We start from the raw sequence: 13,771 nt of genomic DNA, 5'->3' as shown, positions 1-13,771 counted from the left end.
CGCCCCATGCCGCGCTGGGAAAGGGCTGGCAAGACTGCAACGCCGCCATTAGATGGGCCCCATGAACGATCTCTCCAGCGCACCCGTACCCGAGAGCCCGCGCCCCGAACGGCAGCGCAAGCCCGACTGGATTCGCGTCAAGGCCCCGGTGAGTAAGGGCTATCACGAGACGCGCCAGTTGATGCGCGAGCTCAACCTCAACACGGTGTGCGAGGAAGCGGCCTGTCCGAATATCGGAGAGTGCTGGACCAAGAAACACGCGACGGTGATGATCCTGGGGGACGTCTGCACGCGCGCCTGCGCGTTCTGCAACGTCAAGACCGGCATGCCGCGGATGGTTGATCCGATGGAGCCCGAAAACGTTGCGATCGCAGCGGGCAAGATGGGCCTGCAGCACATCGTGATCACCAGCGTCGACCGCGACGACCTGCCGGACGGCGGGGCAGGGCAGTTCGTCAAGGTGATCAAGGCGCTCCGCCGCGAGGCGCCTGATACGACGATCGAGATTCTCACCCCGGACTTCCGTGGCAAGATGCGCGCCGCGGTCGAGGCGATCTGCGAAGCCGGGCCTGACGTTTACAACCACAACCTCGAAACCGTGCCACGTCTTTACCCGACGATCAGGCCAGGCGCGCGCTATTATGCCTCGCTGCGCCTGCTGGAGGAGGTCAAGGCGCACGACCCGCTGATCTTCACCAAGTCGGGCATCATGCTCGGGCTCGGGGAGCAGCGGCTCGAAGTGCACCAGGTGATGGACGACATGCGCAGCGCCGATGTCGATTTCATCACCATGGGCCAGTATCTCCAGCCAACGCCGCGGCACGCGAAGGTCGAGGAATTCGTGACCCCTAAGGCCTTCGCTGCCTACGGATCGATTGCGCGCGCCAAGGGCTTCCTGCAGGTTGCTGCAAGCCCGCTCACGCGCTCGAGCTATCACGCGGGCGACGATTTCGCAGAGATGAAGGCCGCGCGCGAGGCGAAGCTGGCGAAGGTATCGGCGCGGGCGTAACACTGCATCCGCGGCAACGCGGTCTGCGCGGACCCGAGATGGCGACGAACGCCTCGAACTAACGAGCACCCAGAAGACGAGCATGCCCGGAATACGCGAGACCCGACACGTCCCCTACAGCGCCGAACAGATGTTCGACCTGGTTGCGGACGTAGGTCACTACAAGGAATTTCTGCCTTGGGTGATCGCGACCCGGGTCCGTTCGAACAGCGAGACCGAGATGGTTGCCGACATGTTGGTCGGCTTCAAGAGCTTCCGCGAGAGCTTCACATCGAAAGTGACCAAGCGCCGGGCGGAGATGATCGACGTGGTCTATATCGACGGGCCGCTGCGCGATCTCGATAACGAATGGCACTTCACCGACCTGCCCGAAGGCGGCTGCCGGGTCGATTTTGCGGTCGAATTCACTTTCAAGAACCGCGTGTTCGAAGCCTTAGCCGGCCAGTATTTCGATCGCGCCTTCCGCAAGATGGTCGCCGCGTTCGAAGCCCGGGCGGAAGAGCTTTACGGCAACAGGAGTTCGAGCGCGCAGAGCGTTGCCTGACGGCGCACCTCGGCCCGGCCGACGTTGCCGAAGTTCCTCAATTCACCTTCAGGATCGCCGACTTCGCCCCGTGTGACGCGGGCGAACACGACCGTACCCACCGGCTTGAGGCCAGAGCCGCCGTCCGGTCCGGCCACGCCGCTGATAGCGACTGCGACGTCGGCCTGGCTACGCTCGAGCGCACCCTGCGCCATGGCCCAGACGCAGGCAATCGAGACCGCGCCGAACGTCTCCATGATTTCGTTAGACACGCCGAGAAGTTCGAACTTGGCCTCGTTGGAGTAAGTGACGAAGCCGCGGTCGAGGACTTTGGAGGAACCGGGAATTTCGGTCAGCGCGGCGGTGACGAGGCCACCGGTGCAGCTTTCGGCCAGCGCGACGCGGCGGCACGCTGCGAGATTCTCCTCGACACAGCGGCGCGCGAGTTCCTCGATGTCGTCCGACAGGAGAGCGCCGGCCATCTATTCGCCAGCCACGCCAGCGGCGTCGGTATTGCTCTCATCCCGCTCGGCTATTTCGACCATAAAGCCGATCAGGCCCGCGATATTGTCGGCGGGCAGTGGATCGATCAGCTCGAGCCCGCGCTCCACGTCGACACATTGCGTAGGCTCGATCTCCGCCACGACCATCTGCTGCAGCAGGGCGGTGACGAAAGGCTTGAGCGCGTCGTCGGGCATCTCGGCAAGCATCGCGCTGTCCATGCCCTGATCCTCGCCCAACGTGGAGAGCGCGGCCTTCGCCGCAGGCCAGTGCGCATCCGCGCCTTCCGCGAACTTGGCCCTGAGACGGTCGGCGTTCTGCGCGACATAGCCGTGCGGTGCCAGTTGGGCGGAACAGGTCGCCCGGAATCCGTCGAACAAGGCTGGCAGGCCGAAGCGGACCGCGCCCTCGATCTCCGGACCGCTCGGTCCGGCCTGCGCGTTCGCGGGCATGGCGAAGGACGCGAGCGCCAGCGGCGCGAGAGCGGTGCGTGCCAGGATGGCTTTCATGGGATCCGTTCAATCCTTTCCGACCAAAGTCGCGACCGCCTGGGCGGCGATGCCTTCGCCGCGGCCGGTAAGGCCGAGTCCCTCGGTAGTCGTGGCCTTCACGCTAACCGCGCCAAGGTCGATCGCCAAGAGCGCTGCGATGCGCGTCCTCATCGCGTCCCGGTGCGGACCGATCTTCGGCATCTCACAGATGATGGTGAGATCGACGTTGGCGATCCGGTAACCGGCGGCGTCGACGAGCGCGGCCGCGTGCTCTACGAAGCGCGCCGAGTGTGCCCCCTTCCACTGGGGATCGCTCGGCGGGAAGTGGGCGCCGATGTCGCCGTCGCCGATCGCGCCCAGCAGCGCGTCCGCCAGCGCATGGAGCGCGACGTCCGCGTCGCTGTGCCCCGCCAGTCCCTTGTCATGCGGCACGAGCACGCCGCCGAGCCACAGTTCCTTGCCAGCGGCGAGCCGGTGCACGTCGAAGCCCATGCCGGTGCGGATGGGGCTAGGTTGGGGCACAAAATCCTCCGCGAATGTCAGCTTCCTGAGCGCTTCGTCCCCTTCGACGAGCGCGACCGTCCCGCCGATGGCGCGCAGGACCTGCGCATCGTCGCCGGCTGTTGGCTCGTCAGACCATGCACGATGCGCAGCGAGAATGTCGTGGAAACGGAATGCCTGCGGTGTCTGGACGCGGCGCAACGCTTCGCGGTCGGCCGCGCCACCCATCATCCCGTGATCGTCGATTGCGAGGCTATCGACGACCGGCAGAACCGGAATTGCGCCCGGACTGCCAGCGAGCGCCGCCAGCAGCCGCGCGATCACGGGTCGGGCGAGGGCGGGGCGAGCAGCGTCATGGATCAGGATCAGTTCGGGCGCCCGGGGCTCCAGCGTCTCGAGAGCCCGCCGCACGGAACCTTGCCGGGTTGCGCCGCCGGTCACCAGCTCCATCGGGGCGAGACCTGCCAGCGCTTCTCGGGCGACCGTCTCCGCTCCTTCCGGAATGGCGACCACCACTCTCTGGGCCCCTGCGTCGATCAGTGCCTCAACCGAGTGGCGCACCACCGGCTTGCCGCGCCAGCGCGCGAATTGCTTGGGAACCGGCTGTCCTGCGCGCAGCCCTTTGCCCGCGGCGACGACAACCGCGGCGAATAGGGGCAGGGGCGGGCTGTCCGGCATCGCCGCCGCGGCTAGCCGCTTGCGCGAGGACGGGCAATCCACTATGCGCTGCCCAAATTTTAGGCACGCCGTCGCTATGACTCCGCTTCCCACTCCCCCGGCGCTGAAGCCGATCCATGTCGGTCCGGTGACGATCGACTGCCCGGTGGTCCTCGCGCCAATGACCGGCGTCACCGACATGCCGTTCCGCACGCTCGTCCGGCGCTACGGCTCAGGCCTCAACGTCACCGAGATGATCGCCAGCCAGGCTGCGATCCGCGAGACGCGCCAGTCGATCCAAAAGGCTGCGTGGGATCCGACCGAAGAGCCGGTCTCGATGCAGCTCGTCGGATGCGATCCGGAGTCGATGGGGGACGCGGCCAAGCTCAACGAAGACCGCGGCGCCGAGATCATCGACATCAACTTCGGCTGTCCGGTGCGCAAGGTTACCAACGGCATGGCCGGCTCCGCGCTGATGCGCGAGGTGCCCCTGGCAACCAGGCTCATGGAGGCGACCGTCGAGGCCGTCTCGGTGCCGGTAACGGTCAAGATGCGCATGGGCTGGGACCATGACAGCCTCAACGCGCCGGAACTCGCGCGGATCGCCGAGGATCTCGGCGTCAAGATGATCACCGTTCACGGCCGCACGCGCAACCAGATGTACAAGGGCAGCGCCGACTGGTCCTTCATCCGCAAGGTGAAGGAGGCGGTGTCCATTCCGGTGATCGTCAACGGCGACATCTGCAGCATCGCCGATGCAGCCAAGGCGCTCGAGCAGTCGGGCGCTGACGGTGTGATGATCGGCCGCGGCGCCTATGGCAAGCCGTGGCTGCTCGGCCAGGTCATGCACTGGTGGCGCACGGGGCAGAGCCTCGCGAGCCCGAGCTTCAACGAGCAGTTCGAGGTGCTTGTCGAGCACTATCGCGGGATGCTCGAGCATTATGGCCGCGACGTGGGCGCCAAGGTCGCGCGCAAGCACCTAGGTTGGTACACGAAAGGCATGCACGGCTCGGCCGAGTTCCGCAATCGCGTGAACTTCATCGACGATCCCGACCAGGTGCTCGGCGAGCTCGAGCGGTTCTACGAGCCGTTCATGCGCCGTCGCGCTGCGTGATCATGGAGGGTGCGCCGCCCGGCCCGCGGGCGCAGATCGCCGGGCTGATCTTCGCGGTCCTGCTGCTCGATCCCGACCTCGTCGTGCGCGAGGCCAATCCGGCGGCTGAAGACCTGCTCCACCGCAGCGCCAAGCGGCTTGTCGGCGCCGGGCTGCTCGATGTCGTTCAACTCGATGACGTGCGCGTGGCGAAGCGCCTGACGGAAACCGATGCAAGGCTTACCGTGCGCGGCATGACGCTGCGTTGCGGCGCGCGTGTGACGCAAGTCAATCTGACCGTCTCCCCCCTTGCGTCGCACCCGGGGTGGCGCGTCATGACGGTCTCCGAAGTGGGGCAGGGCGAGATGGCGGAGGATGCCGGCGAGGCAACCACGCTCCGCGCGCCGGCTATCCTCGCGCACGAGATCAAGAATCCGCTCGCAGCGATCCGCGGTGCCGGCCAACTCGTCGCGCGCAAACTGAACGAGAAGGACCGGCCGCTGGCGGCGATGATCTCGGACGAAGTTGACCGGATCGCGCGCCTGGTCGATCGCATGCAGCGTCTCGGCAGCGAGCGCGCCGATCCGGTCACGCCGGTCAACCTCCACGCCGCGGTCCGCAGCGCGATCGCTTCGGTCCGCGCGGCGGATGACAGCGGAGTGGAACTGATTGAGGAGTTCGACCCATCCTTGCCGCCGGTGCTCGCCAGCCGCGATGCGCTGGAACAGGTGCTGATCAACCTGATATCGAACGCCCGTGACGCCTGCGCCAACGCCGAGACACCGCGGGTGGTTATCCGCACGCGCTTTGCCAGCGGGCTTGTCTCGAACCTCAAGCTCGGGCGGACCGTGCGCCTTCCGATCGAGATCACCGTCAGCGACAACGGGTCGGGTATCGATCCCGCGCTCCGCGATCATGTGTTCGAACCGTTCGTCACATCCAAGGCAAGCGGACAGGGCCTCGGCCTCGCGCTGGTGCGCAAGCTGGTGCGCGACATGGACGGGCGGATCGGACATCAGCGCGACGAACGTGCGGGGCTGACGCATTTTCGCATCCATCTGCCGCTGGCGAAGGACGAGAGGGAACAGGCATGAGCGGCAAGATCCTGCTGGTCGAGGACGATACTTCGATCGCGACCGTCATCCGGTCCGCGCTGGAGGACGAGGGGTTTGCGGTCGACCGCTGCGACAGCATCGCCGCGCGCGACAAGCTGCTCGCGTCGGGGAAGTATGACGTGATGTTGACCGACGTCGTGCTCGCCGACGGCGACGGCATTGCGACGATCGGCAGTGTCCGTGCGGCTTGCCCAACCATGCCGCTGATCGTGCTGTCGGCCCAGAATACGCTCGATACGGCGGTGCGTGCGAGCGACACCGGTGCGTTCGAGTACTTCCCGAAGCCGTTCGATCTGGAGGATCTGGTGCGCGCGGTCGTGCAGGCAGCGGGTTCGGGCGTGCGGCGGGGCGAGGAGGCGGAAGCCGGCGACGGGCTGCCGCTCGTTGGCCGTAGCCAGGCGATGCAGGCGGTCTACCGCATGATCACTCGTGTCCTGCGCAACGATCTGACGGTCCTGATCCTCGGCGAATCGGGGACTGGCAAGGAGCTCGTGGCAGAGGCCATCCATGAACTCGGCCATCGCAAGTCCGGGCCGTTCGTTGCGGTCAACGCAGCGGCGATTCCGTCGGACCTGATCGAAAGCGAGCTGTTCGGGCACGAAAAGGGCGCTTTCACGGGTGCCATCGCGCAGGCGATCGGCAAGTTCGAGCAGGCCAATGGGGGCACACTGTTCCTCGACGAGATCGGGGACATGCCGATGGAGGCGCAGACGCGGTTGCTTCGCGCGCTGCAGTCTGGACGCATCCGGCGCGTCGGCGGGCGCCAGGAGATCGGCGTGGACGTGCGTATCGTCGCCGCGACGAACCGCGATCTCAAGCCGATGATCGCCAGCGCCCGGTTCCGCGAGGATCTTTTCTATCGCCTCAATGTCGTGCCGATCCAATTGCCGCCGCTGCGCGACCGTGCGGAAGACATCGAGGCGCTGGCCAAGCATTTCCTCGGCCATGCCGCGCGGGAGGGTCTGCCCGAACGCCGGATCGACCGCGCCGCCATCGCGCTGCTCGAACAACAGCCCTGGCGCGGCAACGTCCGCGAATTGCGGAATGCAATCTATCGCTTGGCGCTGATGGCACGCGACGATGTGATCGATTCCCAGACGATCACATCGGTTCTTGGCGAAGACGCGGCGCATTCGGCTCGGCCCGACGATGATGACGGCCTGCGCAGCGCGCTGGAGGGCTGGATCGTCGGTAGCGCGCCGGCGCCGGGCACAGTCTATCATCGCGCCCTCGCAGCGTTCGAGCGGCCGCTGTTCGAACACGCGCTGGCGCAGACCGCCGGCAATCAGTTGCGGGCGGCGAAACTTCTGGGCATCAATCGGAACACGCTGCGCAAGAAGCTAGCGGATCTCGAGATCCAGGCAGACAGCTTCGTTCGCGCCAACTGACCTTTCGTCCGCACGAACGTTCGCTTGAGCGAAAATGAGCTTGCAAAACTGCAACAGCGGCGTTGTAAGCTTGCAACTGTGGCAGCACCGACACTCCCGTTGACCAGGCGAGCGCCGCGCTTGTGGCGCCGCGTCGTGGTCGCTTCGCGCCGGTCGAATTTTTTCCTCCTGCTCGAGATTGCTGCGGCGCTTGCTCTCGCGGCAATGGTGCTGACGACCTGGGTGACGTTCGAAAGCGCGCCGCCGGATGGCCAACTCGTCCCGGCGGGGCAGGTGGCGAGCCTGCTGATCGGCACGCTGCTGCCAGCGATGGCGCTGGTCGTGCTTTTCGGCCGGCGGTTTGCGTTGCGTCGCGCAGCCGGCAGCACGGCCCGGCTTCACGTGCGGCTCGTGTTCTTCTTCTCGCTCGTTGCGGCCATTCCGACGCTGCTCGTCGCCGTGTTTGCGGCGGTGCTCTTCCAATCGGGCGTCGACTTCTGGTTCTCCGACGATTCGCGCGGATTGATGCGCAACGCGAACGAACTCGCACAGGATTACTACGAGCAGAACCAACTCGAAGTGGCCAGCGAGACCGTAAGCATGGCGAGCGACCTGCTATTCTATTTCCAGAGGGGCTCGCTCACTGACGGGGGTTTCGAGGATTATTACCGCTACCAAGCAGAGGGGAGGGGGATCAACGAATCGGCCATTCTCCAGCGCGTGGCGGACGGAAGTCTTCGCACCGCGGCGATGCTCGGGCTTGTCAGCGACAATGATCCGACCGAGCTCGATCCGACGATATTCGATCGGGTTGCGGGCGGCGAACAGGTTGTGGTGCAGGGCAGTCCCGAGCGCATCGAGGCGGTGGCGGCTATCGATAAAGAAAGCGGAATCTTCCTCTACAACGCGCGCAATTCCCAGGCCTTTGCGTTCGACTTGTGGGACCGCGCCAACGCGATCTCCACCAATTACGACCTGCTCACGCAGCGCGCGCGGGCGCTACAGTTGCGTTTCAATCTCGCGCTGTTCTTCGTCTCGCTTGCGCTGCTTGCACTCTCGGTGTGGTTCGCCTTGCGCTTCGCAGACCGGCAAGTCGAACCGCTTACTGATCTCGTCGGAGCGGCGCGCCAGGTCGGCGCCGGCAACTTCGCGCTGCGCGTGGAGGGGCGAACCGGGCCCGACGAGATCGGGTTGCTCAACCGCGCGTTCAACCGCATGACGGCGCAGATCGAGAAGCAGACGGATGCTCTCGTCAGCGCCAACCGCCAGTTGGAAAATCGCCGCGCGTTCATGGAAACCGTGCTCGAATCGGTCACCGCAGGGGTGATCTCGGTCGATCAGGACGGGCAGGTACTGCTGATGAACGGGTCGGCGCAGGCGCTACTGATCGAAGAAGCTTCGCCGCCGCCCCTCGGCCTCACGCTCGAACAGCTCAGCCCTCAGATTTCGACGCTCGTTCGCGGAGGAGTCGATCGCGGAATTGTGAACCAGACCGTGGGCGGAGACCTGCTGACACTCGCGGTCAAGGTTGCCGACTTCTCCGAAGGCAAGGTGATCACGTTCGAGGATATCACGCGCCAGTTGCTCGACCAGCGGCAGGCTGCCTGGTCGGACGTCGCGCGGCGGATCGCGCATGAGATCAAGAATCCGCTCACTCCGATCCAGCTCGCGACCGAGCGTCTCAAGCGCCGCTACCGCAAGCAGATCGACAGCGACGGAGACCTGTTCGACGAGCTCACCAACACCATCGTGCGACAGGTGGCCGCCCTGCGGAAAATGGTCGACGAATTCTCGTCCTTCGCGCGCCTGCCCAAGCCGGTCTTCCGCAAGGAGGACGCGCTCGATCTCGTGCGGCAAGCGCTGTTCCTGCAGGAAGTCGCCCATCCCGAGATCGACTTCCGCTTCAGCTACGAGGGCGAGGGTCCGATCCCGCTCGCCTGCGACCGTCACCAGGTCGGTCAGGCGCTTACCAATGTCCTCAAGAACGCCGTCGAGGCTGTGGACGCGCGCGTGCGAGACGCCGAGCCGGATTTCCGCGGACAGATCACGGTGTCGGTCGTTCCGGGCGAAGACGACGTTACGGTCACGGTCGAGGACAACGGCGTCGGCCTGCCGCAGGACCGCGATCGCATCGTCGAACCCTACGTCACGACGCGCGAGAAGGGCACCGGGCTAGGGCTCGCCATCGTCAACAAGATCGTCGAGGAACACGGGGGGGAGATGATCTTCGCAACCGCCGAAGGTGGCGGCACTCGCGTAACACTGCGGTTTACGCGCGAACCTGCGGTGCAGGGGAGCGAGGCCGCCGAATGATGCATGACAAGGAGTTCCCCTGATGGCCCTAGACATCCTCGTCGTCGACGATGAACGCGACATTCGCGAGCTCGTCTCCGGCGTCCTGTGCGACGAGGGCTACGAATGCCGCACGGCAGGTGACAGCAACGGAGCGCTGGCCGCGATCGATGAGCGCCGCCCGAGCCTGGTGCTGCTCGACGTATGGCTGCACGGCAGCGCGATGGACGGGCTCGAGGTGCTCGACGAGATCAAGAAGCGCGAGCCCGAGCTGCCAGTGATCATCTTCTCCGGCCACGGCAATATCGACACCGCGGTGTCGGCCGTCGGCCGCGGGGCGATGGATTTCATCGAGAAGCCGTTCGAGGCCGAACGCCTGCTCCATCTCGTTGGCCGCGCGACCGAGACCGAACGGCTGCGGCGGGAAAATACTCGTCTGCGGCAGGGTTTCTCGCATGGCGAGGAATTCACCGGCAATTCGCCGGCCATCAACCAGGTGCGCGCTACGCTGAAGCGGGTCGCCAACACCGGCAGCCGCGTGCTCATCAGCGGGCCAGCCGGGGCGGGCAAGGAAGTTGCTGCGCGCCTGCTGCATAGCTGGAGCGGACGCGCCGATTCCGCCTTCGTCATCGTCAATTCTGCGCGGATCACGCCGGAGAGGTTCGAGCAGGAGCTGTTCGGCGAGGAAGCCGACGGTCAGCTCGTCCGGCCCGGTCTTCTCGAACTAGCCGATGGCGGCACGCTCTATCTCGACGAAGTGGCGGACATGCCTCTCTCGACCCAGGCACGCATCCTGCGCGTGCTGACCGAACAATCCTTCGTCCGTGTCGGCGGGAATCGGCAGATCGGCGTCGACGTGCGGGTCGTCTCCTCGACCTCGCGTGATTTGACCGAGGAGATGGAGGACAAGCGCTTCCGGGAAGATCTGTTTTACCGTCTCAACGTCGTGCCTGTCGCGATTCCCTCGCTTGCCGAGCGCCGCGACGATGTCCCGGCGCTCGCCCAGCATTTCTTCGCGCGCTATGCTGCCGAGCAGGGTGTTCCAGCGCCCGATATCTCGGAGGAGGCCATGGCCGCGTTGCAGGCCTATGACTGGCCCGGCAACGTCCGCCAGTTGAGGAACGTGGTCGAGCGGACGGTGATTCTCTCCCCACGCGAGAACCTCGAAGTGATCGAGGCCGAGATGCTGCCGAGTGAGGTTACCGGCGGCAAGCTGGGCGGCGCGAACGGGCTTTCCACGCTAATGGGCGTCCCCCTGCGCGAGGCGCGCGAGACGTTTGAACGCGAGTATCTGAGCATTCAGATCCGGCGCTTCTCGGGCAATATCTCCAAGACCGCGAGCTTCATCGGGATGGAACGCTCGGCACTGCACCGCAAGCTGAAGCTGCTCGGCATGGGCGAGCGGCACGCACCGGACCGGAAGGTCTGAACAGCCTCGGATTGCATCGGATGCAATAACGATTTGCCCGCGGGCACCAATCGCGGCATAATCGGTTACCCATGCGGCGGCGGCTTTCGAGCCGTGGTCAGAATGCGGACCGCAAGGGCGGCCGCCAAGAAGAAGGAAGCAGCCATGCCTACCGGACAGACGCTTTCCGCGCGTCCCAAGCCCAAACCTGAGCCCAAGCCGGCCGATGAGTCGAAGCAGCAGACGCGCCAGGCGAATCTGCAGGACGCGTTCCTCAATATCCTGCGCAAGAACAAGACGCCGGTGACCATGTTCCTGGTGAAGGGCGTCAAGCTGCAGGGTATCGTCACCTGGTTCGATAACTTCTCGATCCTGCTGCGCCGCGACGGTCAGTCGCAGCTCGTCTACAAGCATGCGATCTCGACGATCATGCCCGCGCAGCCGATGGACGCGTCGCAGTTCGCAAGTCAGGATTCGAGCAAGAAGCAGCGCCTCCTGCAGGACGTCTTCCTGTCGCGCGTGCGTGACGCGGAAGCGCAGGTGACGATGTTCCTCGTCAACGGCGTCATGCTGCAAGGCGCGATTGCGGCTTACGACCTGTTTTGCATGCTGCTGGAGCGCGAGGGTTACGTGCAGCTCGCCTACAAGCATGCGATCTCGACGATCCAGCCCGCAACGCCGGTCGATCTGAGCGACGATGACGACTTCGAAGGCGAGGACGACTGAGCTTCGACGACAATCTTCTCGGCGAGGTGTCCCGCGGTGCGCGGGCCCTTGTCGTCTGCCCCGAGATCCGCGGACAGCACCATGATCTGGATGCCGAGGCACGCCTCGCCGAAGCAAGCGGGCTCGCGCTCGCCATCGGGATCGTGGTCGCCGACGCCTTCGTTCTGCCCGTGCGCCAGGTGCGGCCGGGCACCCTCTTCGGCGCAGGTCAGGTCGAGAACATTGCGATTGCCTGCGAGCAGAACGAGGCCGAATTGGTCGTCGTCGATGGGGCACTGTCGCCGATCCAGCAGCGCAATCTGGAAGAGACGCTGAAGCGCAAGGTGATCGACCGGACCGGCTTGATCCTCGAGATCTTCGGCGAACGTGCCGCGACCGCCGAAGGGCGCCTGCAGGTCGAACTCGCGCATCTAGACTATCAGCAGAGCCGTCTGGTGCGATCCTGGACCCACCTCGAGCGTCAGCGCGGCGGCTTCGGCTTCCTCGGCGGACCCGGCGAAACGCAGATCGAGGCGGACCGGCGAATGATCCGCCAGCGCATGGGGCGGCTCCGCAAGGAGCTCGAGCAAGTGCGCAAGACGCGCACGCTGCACCGTGAGAGACGGGGCAGGGCGCCTTGGCCGGTGATCGCGCTGGTGGGTTACACGAACGCTGGGAAATCAACGCTTTTCAATCGTTTGACAGGCGAAACTGTGATGGCGGAAGATCTTCTCTTCGCCACCCTCGATCCGACCATGCGTGCGATTCGTCTGCCGGGTGTGGAGAAGGCGATCCTGTCCGATACGGTCGGCTTCATTTCCGATCTACCGACCCAGCTCGTAGCTGCATTCCGCGCCACGCTGGAGGAAGTCACTGGCGCCGACGTGATCGTTCACGTGCGCGACATGGCGAACGCTTCGGCCGGCGCCCAGAAGACGCAGGTCCTTCAGGTGCTCGCCGAGCTCGGCATCGTCGAAGGGGAGGGGGGCGAGAGCGCCATCCCTATCGTCGAAGCCTGGAACAAGATCGACCTGTTGCCACAGGAGCCGTTCGAGGAACTGCTTGCGGTCGCGGAGAGTGAGCAGAATATCGTCCCGATCTCTGCTGAAACTGGCGAGGGCGTTGAAGCGCTGCTCGGTCGGCTCGACGCCTTGCTGACCGCCGGTGCCAAAGTGCACGAGATCGTGCTGCCGGCGGGCGAGGGGCAGAAGATCGCCTGGCTTCACGCGCACGGGCAAGTGCTTGGCGATCGGGCGGAGGACGGCGAAGGCGGTCCGGTTCATCGACTCCAGGTGCGTCTGACGCCGAAGGAATTCGGGCGCTTTGCCAGCCTGCGCTAACGCTCCGTTCGCTTGACCTCCTGCCAGAGCGCTTCCTGCTCTTCGAGCGAGAGGTCGGGGAACGCGCCGCCCGCCAAGGCTTCCATTGCGCGGAAGCGGCGCTCGAACTTGTCGTTGGCGCTGCGCAGGGCTTCCTCCGCCGGGATACCGTACGCGCGCACGAGATTGACTGCCGCGAACAGCAAGTCGCCCGCTTCGGCGGCTCGGTCGTCAGGGGTGGCGTCGGCGAGTTCCGCCATCTCCTCGACGACTTTGGCCCGGGGCCCTTCCGGATCGGGCCAGTCGAACCCGGCACGTGCAGCCCGCTTCTGGAGCTTCTCGGCGCGCATGAGCGCCGGAAGCGCGGCCGCAACACCGTCGAGAGCACTTTCTGCGCCTTTGGCAGCCCGTTCCTGCGCCTTGAGTGCCTCCCAGCGTTCCTCGCGCATGCCGCCCGGCATGTCGGCGTCACCGAAGATGTGCGGATGGCGGGCCTCGAGCTTGTCGGCGATGGATCGTGCCACGTCCTCGAAATCGAAATGACCGGCTTCCTCGGCAATGCGGGCCTGGAACACGACCTGGAACAGCAGATCGCCGAGTTCATCGCGAATGTCGGCAACGTCGCCGCGCGCTACCGCGTCGGCGACTTCGTAGGCTTCTTCGATCGTGTGCGGCACGATGGTCTCGAAGCGTTGCGCGCGATCCCATTCGCAACCGCGCTCCGGGTCGCGAAGAGTGGCCATGATGCGGAGAAGGCGGGTCAGCTGGTCGGTCATAATAGAATGATAAT

At 65.4% G+C, this 13,771-nt stretch carries 13 protein-coding genes; 9 read left to right on the top strand and 4 right to left on the bottom strand.

What is annotated here, in order from left to right:
* The first annotated feature begins 61 nt into the window (after positions 1-61).
* Both lipA and AC3A5N_RS07630 read left to right on the top strand, forming a co-directional pair.
* Complete coding sequence (gene lipA / locus AC3A5N_RS07635; protein ID WP_487736706.1) at positions 62-1,009, top strand: lipoyl synthase; 948 nt, start codon at positions 62-64, stop codon at positions 1,007-1,009.
* A gap of 82 nt (positions 1,010-1,091) precedes the next feature.
* Entirely contained in the window at positions 1,092-1,553 is a 462-nt protein-coding gene (locus AC3A5N_RS07630) for a type II toxin-antitoxin system RatA family toxin (RefSeq protein ID WP_487736705.1), read from the top strand.
* Here AC3A5N_RS07630 and AC3A5N_RS07625 read toward each other — a convergent pair.
* From AC3A5N_RS07625 to AC3A5N_RS07615, 3 genes are read right to left on the bottom strand one after another with little or no spacing between them, the layout of a single operon-like run.
* Positions 1,514-2,014, bottom strand: coding sequence for a CinA family protein (locus AC3A5N_RS07625; protein ID WP_487736704.1), 501 nt, complete (start codon positions 2,012-2,014; stop codon positions 1,514-1,516). The genes AC3A5N_RS07630 and AC3A5N_RS07625 overlap by 40 nt on opposite strands.
* Complete coding sequence (locus tag AC3A5N_RS07620; RefSeq protein WP_487736703.1) at positions 2,015-2,542, bottom strand: hypothetical protein; 528 nt, start codon at positions 2,540-2,542, stop codon at positions 2,015-2,017.
* A gap of 9 nt (positions 2,543-2,551) precedes the next feature.
* Positions 2,552-3,703: a bifunctional 2-C-methyl-D-erythritol 4-phosphate cytidylyltransferase/2-C-methyl-D-erythritol 2,4-cyclodiphosphate synthase gene (locus tag AC3A5N_RS07615; protein ID WP_487736702.1), complete on the bottom strand. Its 1,152-nt coding sequence runs from the start codon at positions 3,701-3,703 to the stop codon at positions 2,552-2,554.
* 76 nt (positions 3,704-3,779) lie between these two features.
* On the opposite strand from AC3A5N_RS07615, the gene dusB reads away from it, so the two are divergent.
* From dusB to hflX, 7 genes are all read left to right on the top strand, one after another.
* Positions 3,780-4,796: a tRNA dihydrouridine synthase DusB gene (gene dusB, locus AC3A5N_RS07610; RefSeq protein ID WP_487736701.1), complete on the top strand. Its 1,017-nt coding sequence runs from the start codon at positions 3,780-3,782 to the stop codon at positions 4,794-4,796.
* A gap of 2 nt (positions 4,797-4,798) precedes the next feature.
* Positions 4,799-5,869 carry a two-component system sensor histidine kinase NtrB gene (locus AC3A5N_RS07605; RefSeq protein ID WP_487736700.1) on the top strand — a complete coding sequence of 357 codons (1,071 nt, stop codon included), beginning with the start codon at positions 4,799-4,801 and terminating at the stop codon, positions 5,867-5,869.
* Complete coding sequence (locus AC3A5N_RS07600) at positions 5,866-7,278, top strand: sigma 54-interacting transcriptional regulator (protein WP_487736699.1); 1,413 nt, start codon at positions 5,866-5,868, stop codon at positions 7,276-7,278. The genes AC3A5N_RS07605 and AC3A5N_RS07600 overlap by 4 nt, the downstream gene beginning before the upstream one ends.
* A 135-nt stretch (positions 7,279-7,413) precedes the next feature.
* Complete coding sequence (locus tag AC3A5N_RS07595) at positions 7,414-9,570, top strand: sensor histidine kinase (protein WP_487736698.1); 2,157 nt, start codon at positions 7,414-7,416, stop codon at positions 9,568-9,570.
* A 22-nt stretch (positions 9,571-9,592) separates the two neighbouring features.
* A complete protein-coding gene (gene ntrX / locus AC3A5N_RS07590) occupies positions 9,593-10,978 on the top strand; it encodes a nitrogen assimilation response regulator NtrX (RefSeq protein ID WP_487736697.1) in 1,386 nt (461 codons plus the stop codon).
* Positions 10,979-11,122: 144 nt separating this feature from the next.
* Positions 11,123-11,683, top strand: a complete 561-nt coding sequence (hfq, locus tag AC3A5N_RS07585; protein ID WP_487736696.1) for an RNA chaperone Hfq — start codon at positions 11,123-11,125, stop codon at positions 11,681-11,683.
* Positions 11,684-11,709: 26 nt separating this feature from the next.
* Positions 11,710-13,002: a GTPase HflX gene (hflX, locus tag AC3A5N_RS07580; protein WP_487736695.1), complete on the top strand. Its 1,293-nt coding sequence runs from the start codon at positions 11,710-11,712 to the stop codon at positions 13,000-13,002.
* Here the strand turns inward: hflX and mazG are convergent.
* The gene (gene mazG, locus AC3A5N_RS07575; protein ID WP_487736694.1) at positions 12,999-13,757 is read right to left on the bottom strand and encodes a nucleoside triphosphate pyrophosphohydrolase; all 759 of its coding nucleotides are present in this window, start codon (positions 13,755-13,757) and stop codon (positions 12,999-13,001) included. The genes hflX and mazG overlap by 4 nt on opposite strands.
* Positions 13,758-13,771 lie beyond the last annotated feature (14 nt).

Source organism: Pelagerythrobacter sp. Soil_C_18 (genome assembly GCF_057657235.1).
Note: the sequence above shows the minus strand (reverse complement) of the source record. Positions and strands in the feature narration are given on the sequence as shown.

Bases quoted from the DNA above. Each gene is read 5' to 3' on its own strand.
- AC3A5N_RS07625 (WP_487736704.1), bottom strand. From the start codon at position 2,014: ATGGCCGGCGCTCTCCTGTCGGACGACATCGAGGAACTCGCGCGCCGC.
- lipA (WP_487736706.1), top strand. From the start codon at position 62: ATGAACGATCTCTCCAGCGCACCCGTACCCGAGAGCCCGCGCCCCGAA.
- AC3A5N_RS07600 (WP_487736699.1), top strand. From the start codon at position 5,866: ATGAGCGGCAAGATCCTGCTGGTCGAGGACGATACTTCGATCGCGACC.
- hfq (WP_487736696.1), top strand. From the start codon at position 11,123: ATGCCTACCGGACAGACGCTTTCCGCGCGTCCCAAGCCCAAACCTGAG.
- mazG (WP_487736694.1), bottom strand. From the start codon at position 13,757: ATGACCGACCAGCTGACCCGCCTTCTCCGCATCATGGCCACTCTTCGC.
- AC3A5N_RS07620 (WP_487736703.1), bottom strand. From the start codon at position 2,542: ATGAAAGCCATCCTGGCACGCACCGCTCTCGCGCCGCTGGCGCTCGCG.
- AC3A5N_RS07630 (WP_487736705.1), top strand. From the start codon at position 1,092: ATGCCCGGAATACGCGAGACCCGACACGTCCCCTACAGCGCCGAACAG.
- dusB (WP_487736701.1), top strand. From the start codon at position 3,780: ATGACTCCGCTTCCCACTCCCCCGGCGCTGAAGCCGATCCATGTCGGT.
- ntrX (WP_487736697.1), top strand. From the start codon at position 9,593: ATGGCCCTAGACATCCTCGTCGTCGACGATGAACGCGACATTCGCGAG.
- AC3A5N_RS07615 (WP_487736702.1), bottom strand. From the start codon at position 3,703: ATGCCGGACAGCCCGCCCCTGCCCCTATTCGCCGCGGTTGTCGTCGCC.
- AC3A5N_RS07605 (WP_487736700.1), top strand. From the start codon at position 4,799: ATGGAGGGTGCGCCGCCCGGCCCGCGGGCGCAGATCGCCGGGCTGATC.